Source organism: Dolichospermum circinale AWQC131C (genome assembly GCF_000426905.1).
Classification (GTDB): domain Bacteria; phylum Cyanobacteriota; class Cyanobacteriia; order Cyanobacteriales; family Nostocaceae; genus Dolichospermum; species Dolichospermum circinale.
This window is the reverse complement of the sequence record NZ_KE384623.1, coordinates 19,751-25,333: the sequence shown is the minus strand read 5'-3', so window position 1 is coordinate 25,333 and position 5,583 is coordinate 19,751. Positions and strand designations below refer to the sequence as shown.

The window sequence follows — 5,583 nt, the reverse complement described above, 5'->3', positions numbered from 1 at the left end:
TACAGCACTTCCCGATGTTATGAGGTACAAGAACCCCACCCCCAACCCCCTCCAATATCAAAAATTTATCCTTTTCTTCCCCCCGCAGCGGGGGGATTGAGGGGGGTGCGAGGAGGGGGCTTATGATGTACCTCATAAGAGCGGAAACCCCTGTAAGTTATGTTATTCATCTTATTTGGTAATATTTGCCAAATTATGATTAGTTTACCATGAATTATACTTAATCAAGTTAACAAAATAAAACTTTATATTCTCAATGGTTGGCTTTTATCTAACACAGAATTTATTGTCTGGATTTTGAGCCTATAACTTAGTAATGATTATTCTCAGTATTAATTTTAGATATAATAACTTCCAGAACATACACTATAATATTACCACAAAATATGGAGATGTCAATACCCTAGTAAACTCGTTAGCTTATTGACCATATTCTCAATAATCTTGAGAATCAACCAGCTATATTCTCAATAAACATAGGGAGGCGATTTTTTTTCAAAAGGGACATTTAAAAAACTTATATATCTAACTGGATAAAAAACTAACAATTATGGACTAAATATTGCTAAATTAATAGAGGATGTAACTATTTAATCAAATATGGTATCTACACCTATAAAATTTGCCGATATTCAAAGTCATTGGTCGAGGGCATTTAGGGAACAGGGAACAGGGAACAGGGAAGAGGTTTTCGGCAACTTTACTTTTTGTTACATATTTCGGTTTTTTTCCGTTCACCTACTTAAATATTGCTACATTAATAAAGGATGTAACTATCTCCAGAAATATGGTATCTACTCCTATAACATTTTCCGATATTCAAAGTCATTGGTCGAGGGCATTTATTGAGGCCTTAGCCGCAAGGGGGATTCTTAAAGGGTATCCTGATGGAACTTTCCGCCCTAATAACCCTGTAACTCGGGCTGAGTTCGCGGCTATTATCGCTGCTGTTTTTTCCCCAGCGGTGAAACGTGAATATGCGGGTTTTGTGGATGTTCCTGATACCCATTGGGCGTTCAAGGCGATTAAAAAAGTTTATGAAAGTGGATTCTTGACAGGATATCCAAATAAGCGTTTCGGTATAGATGAAAGTATTTTTAAAGGTGATGTTTTAGTAGCCATGGTCAATGGCTTGGGAATTGCTGGTCAAGTTGACCTGGACTTAGTGAGTAAACTAGCGGAAATTTACCAAGATGGAGCTTTAATTCCTTATTATGGAATTAATCAAATAGCTTTAGCGACTCGCGTTGGTTGGGTAGTAAATTATCCCAATGTCAAAATCCTTAATTATAAAACAGCGGTTACTCGCGCGGATGTAGCGGCGGTAGTTTATCAAGGGTTAGTATATTTAGGAAAAGCGGAAAAAATTCCTTCTGCTTATATTGTTGTGCCTGGGGCTTTATCTCCAGCCCCTAATACTAATACTATCAAGGTCAGTCATCGGCGTGAGTTCCGAGGTGCTTGGGTAGCGTCTGTGTGGAATAGTGACTGGCCTTCTAAACCAGGACTGACTGTTGAAGAGCAAAAAGCAGAGTTATTAGCGATTATTAAACAGTTACAATCTTTGAATTTCAATGCTTTAGTTTTGCAGATACGACCAGAAGGTGATGCTTTATATGCTTCTGAATTAGAACCTTGGAGTGCTTGGATTACAGGAACTCAGGGAAAAGCACCAACACCATTTTACGATCCTTTGGAATTTGCGATCGCTCAATGTCATCAACGCAATATCGAAGTACACGCTTGGTTCAATCCTTACCGCGCTAGAGCCAATAGTCAAGTTTCTCCTGTCCGTCCCCACATTGCGGTGACTAACCCAGAAGTTGTTTATCAATGGGGTACTCAACAATGGATGGACCCAGGGGCAAAAATTGTTCAAGACAGAGCCTACAATGTGATTATTGATGTTGTCCGGCGTTATGATGTAGATGCTATTCATCTAGATGATTATTTTTACCCCTATCCCATATCTGGTAAACCCTTTCCCGATCATAAAACCTACGCTGCTTATCAAGCCCAAGGTGGTAAACTCAGTTTAGAAGATTGGCGACGAGAAAACGTTAATCAAATGGTATTGCGACTTTCTCAAGGAATTAAAGCCACCAAACCTGATGTTAAATTTGGTATTAGTCCTTTTGGTATTTATCGTTCTGGAGAACCTGCGGGGATTGTTGGGTTAGATGCCTATAATGTCCTTTATGCTGATTCTAAAAAATGGTTACAGCAAGGTTGGGTAGATTATATTGCGCCTCAACTCTACTGGCGTACTGACCAAACGAAACAAAGCTACGAGGCACTACTGCAATGGTGGACTAAAATCAATAGTAAGCAGCGTCATGTTTATGCCGGTAACAATCTAGGACAATTGGATGGTAAAACCTGGAAAAACAGCGAAATTACCAAGCAAATTCAGATTTCTCGGAATTTAGCGGCTAATTTGTCTTTGGGTAATATCTTTTTTAGTATGACTGGCATTCAGGAAAATCGTCAAGGCATTAGTGACGAGTTTAAAACCCATTATCCCACACCTGCCCTCGTTCCTAGTATGCCATGGAAAAGTTCCGTAACACCGACACCGCCCAAAAATCTCAAATTCCTTGATGGTAAATTAAACTGGCAACCAGGAGATAATAGGTCTGTGCGTGCTTGGAGTCTGTATGTTCAAAGTGGTCAGAATTGGACAATTAAACGCATTTTATCCGCTGGTACTACCTTTGCGACAGTTACACCCGGTACTTATGCTGTCTGCGCTGTGGATAGATTAGGGAATGAAAGTGAAGGTGTCATGATTACTGTAGCGTAGGTTTAGCAACCGCAAGCTAAATAAATGGAAGATAGTTCTTCCTTATCAAAATAAGGATAACATATTTAAAATGCTTTGTCAATACCTAAAAATCAGATCCAATCAAGCGTTTGTGGTGAAAACTAAAGCACAAATTTGATATTTTCTCTCGCCAGATAATCCTACTGAACTTCTCACCCGAACATAAATTAGATCTCCTCTAAATTTCTAAATACCTTCGATATTGGTAATTCTTGTACGCGGACGATTGAAAGGGAGTTTTTGCAAATTAACAGATTAACAGACAAGAAAAACTTATAGACATGAGGTTGGAGTGAAGAAAAATCCCATATTACTTAACCTAGAATATAGGCGATCGCTCTATTTTAGATTCAATGAGACTGTAACCATTTTTCTAAATCAGCCACAGCCACAAAATCCAACAAATCCTCACCCAAAGTTTCGATCTGTGTTAAAGATAACAGTTGAATTTGTGAACAGCACTGCTGAGAAATTCCATCTAAACGTCGATTTAATAATCGGATAACTAGGGATATAGCTTCTTGCTTGCGACCTTCTTCACGACCTTCCTCACGACCTTCTTCTTTTGCTTCGCGGATAGCTCTTGGTTCTTCTAAGTCAAGTCCTAACATGGTGATAATTTCCTTTCTGGTTAAGTTGGTAAATTTGTAAACAATGATCGTCGTAATTAAATCTATTATACCTGTTTCTGATTGTGTTTGTGCTTGTGCTAGTAAAAATCTGGCTGTGTCTATAGCTTCTGTACTAGTGATCCTTGATTAACCCACCCTACTGGATCGGCGATCGCATTAAAAATGGTTGAAAAGTTGTCGAAGTATGTCCACCCGACAGCCATTACACTACTAGCGATCGGATACTAATAATTAGGTCGCCGACACTGAATACTAGGATCTAAAAGCCGAGTAGAAAGGCACGACTGATATATGAATGAGTCATTACGCATCTTTTGCATATCCAGTTTAGACTTTTCAATTTTACCATCCGTATAACCCCAATCATAACAGTTACGACTGCGTTCATTTTCGTATGTATTGTTAAGTATACCTCCATTAAAACCCGCCGACCAACCACTAGAATAAGCTGTTTTCCTAGAGGAATGATTTTGACAAATTTGACTACTCTGATTGGAAGATTGAGCAATTAAAATAGTCTGACCTTTTCTGAAATTTTCCGTGTTAGTTGGGAGTTGATTAACTACAAGCAATTCTGATCTGTTTTGTGCTTGTACCAAGTTGATATTTCCGGCTAATACAGAAGTGATGACAGTCGTAGTCATCAACAACTTTTGAAATGTATTCATGAGTATTTCCTTTGAGTAAGATTTTCCCGATGTTAATTATTCTTTTGGCTGTAAACCTAATTCACAAAGTGTTTTTGCTTCATCAACAGAGTAATTTTGCTCCAACTCTATTTGTGGTTGTGAACACCAACCCTGTCTAAACCACTCGTAGGAACGTCTACCCCCAAACTCACGCCGATTGTCACTTTGTCTTTTATATTGACCTTCTGTGTGGGCGCTACATCCTTTGTCTCTCCAGTTTTTACCCTCTAGCCATCTTGTATCACTGTCACCTAAATCAACTAAATAACGTCCATTAAATTGGGAAACTGATTTAGCAACATATTTTTTACTTATCAAACGTTGAACACATTCAGCTAGATTGCTTTTTTGACACTGTGCTAATGCAGCATCGGGTGAAATGCCTAAATTTGTATATTGAGTGATACATTGAATAACTGCTGCATCTTGAGCTTGAACCAATGTTTCACCCAGGGGAAGGCTAAGAAATGATCCTATGGTTGTAGCAGCGATAATGAGTTTAGATAACTGATTCATGGTAATGTCCTGATATAAATAGTAAAAGGCTAAACAGGATAACTTTTGATAGCGATCTCATTATACCCACCGGTGGCGATCGCTCACATTACACTACCTTTTTATGTAAAGTCCCAAATCACCGAGGCTATTCCCGTCAGAGTAGCATTGTATTTTATTAATCTTAGTTAGCACACAAATCTCTTTTAATAGACTAAAAACTCTAATTGAACCATTGGAAAGGACTTGATAATCCCATTTATAGGATGAGCCAATTAGACCAGTTTTTAGCTTTTGGTAATCATGAACTTTGCCATTTTTTTGAAAGACTCTATATTTAGAAATGTATTCATTACTAAGTCCCACATTGTACCATATTCCTATATAATTTGGCTTGGCTGCAACGGGAGTGCTGTGAATATTCCACCCAAATATCGAAACTATGACGGTGGTAGTCATCAGTAATTTATGGAACTTTTTCATGATAATGTCCTTAATTACTAAACACCAAGAAAAAGTTTTATCTAGGATTGTAAATTGTACAGCACAAATCAATAGATTTACCAGGAACACGCTTGGGTGTACTGTAACCTATAGATTTATAAGAGTTAGAACCTACTACTTGAACAGTCACAGATATGTCTTGTTTGAGATTTTTAATTGTGATCCAATTTGCAAAAGGATTAAAATTTCCTTCTGAAGATAGGTTTTGATTTAGCAACTCTGGTTTTACATTATCTATCTCTATCCTAATATCACCAAAAGTGTAATTACTATCTCGACGAAGATTAATCTTTCCTTGTTGTCTAAGTTTGTGGATTGCATTAACGGCAAACTGAACCGTATCACTAATACTAGGTTGAGATTGAGCAATTAAGATACTTTTATCTTTTATAGAATCTATCGCTTTAAATTCTCGACTGTTTTGTGCTTGAGTGCTGTG

General features: G+C 37.8%; 5 protein-coding genes and 1 pseudogene. 1 reads left to right on the top strand and 5 read right to left on the bottom strand.

All coding sequences use genetic code 11. The features are described from left to right. The first annotated feature begins 787 nt into the window (after positions 1-787). Entirely contained in the window at positions 788-2,803 is a 2,016-nt protein-coding gene (locus ACIR131C_RS0114385) for a glycoside hydrolase family 10-like protein (RefSeq protein ID WP_028090766.1), read from the top strand. 371 nt (positions 2,804-3,174) lie between these two features. Here ACIR131C_RS0114385 and ACIR131C_RS25135 read toward each other — a convergent pair whose 3' ends face one another. From ACIR131C_RS25135 to ACIR131C_RS26095, 5 genes and pseudogenes are all read right to left on the bottom strand, one after another. Beyond that, positions 3,175-3,435 carry a DUF4351 domain-containing protein gene (locus ACIR131C_RS25135; protein ID WP_051347571.1) on the bottom strand — a complete coding sequence of 87 codons (261 nt, stop codon included), beginning with the start codon at positions 3,433-3,435 and terminating at the stop codon, positions 3,175-3,177. Positions 3,436-3,441: 6 nt separating this feature from the next. Further along, a pseudogene (locus ACIR131C_RS27230) lies at positions 3,442-3,558 on the bottom strand (DUF2887 domain-containing protein); the annotation flags it as partial. 122 nt (positions 3,559-3,680) lie between these two features. Continuing rightward, complete coding sequence (locus ACIR131C_RS0114375; RefSeq protein ID WP_155963126.1) at positions 3,681-4,124, bottom strand: hypothetical protein; 444 nt, start codon at positions 4,122-4,124, stop codon at positions 3,681-3,683. Between the two features lie 36 nt (positions 4,125-4,160). After that, positions 4,161-4,661, bottom strand: coding sequence for a hypothetical protein (locus ACIR131C_RS0114370; protein WP_028090763.1), 501 nt, complete (start codon positions 4,659-4,661; stop codon positions 4,161-4,163). Positions 4,662-5,160: 499 nt separating this feature from the next. Then, positions 5,161-5,583, bottom strand: a 423-nt coding sequence (locus ACIR131C_RS26095) for a hypothetical protein (RefSeq protein ID WP_028090761.1), incomplete at its 5' end; no start/stop codon positions are given.

What these genes read in the sequence shown, in the direction of transcription:
- ACIR131C_RS0114385 (WP_028090766.1), top strand. Translation starts at nt 788, where the DNA reads ATGGTATCTACTCCTATAACATTTTCCGATATTCAAAGTCATTGGTCG.
- ACIR131C_RS25135 (WP_051347571.1), bottom strand. Translation starts at nt 3,435, where the DNA reads ATGTTAGGACTTGACTTAGAAGAACCAAGAGCTATCCGCGAAGCAAAA.
- ACIR131C_RS0114375 (WP_155963126.1), bottom strand. Translation starts at nt 4,124, where the DNA reads ATGAATACATTTCAAAAGTTGTTGATGACTACGACTGTCATCACTTCT.
- ACIR131C_RS0114370 (WP_028090763.1), bottom strand. Translation starts at nt 4,661, where the DNA reads ATGAATCAGTTATCTAAACTCATTATCGCTGCTACAACCATAGGATCA.